A 237-nucleotide genomic window follows, 5' to 3' on the forward strand; every position below is an offset into this window, starting at 1 on the left:
GTGTTGGCCACGCTGCCGTAGACGTCATCCACATAGAACGCGCCGCCACCGACGGTGAGCTTCGGCGTGATCGCGTAAGTGGTCCACAGGCTGGCGCTGTTGTTCGGCGTGTTCGGCAGCTGGTTGCCGTCGTTGGCCTTGCCCAGCGCGCCACCGTCGATCTGGCGGGCCTGCATGTAGGTATAACCGGCGAAAACCTGCCACTTGTCGGTCAGCTTGCCGCTGGCCGACAGCTCG

Annotated in this window: 1 protein-coding gene; it reads right to left on the reverse strand. The window is 64.6% G+C overall.

Annotation, left to right across the window (positions count from 1 at the left end; genetic code table 11):
* Positions 1–237: TonB-dependent receptor domain-containing protein (locus SB756_RS35230; RefSeq protein WP_410913902.1), on the reverse strand; the 237-nt coding region annotated here is incomplete at both ends.

This window comes from Pseudomonas sp. SIMBA_068, from assembly GCF_046534705.1.
GTDB classification, from domain to species: Bacteria; Pseudomonadota; Gammaproteobacteria; order Pseudomonadales; family Pseudomonadaceae; genus Aquipseudomonas; species Aquipseudomonas putida.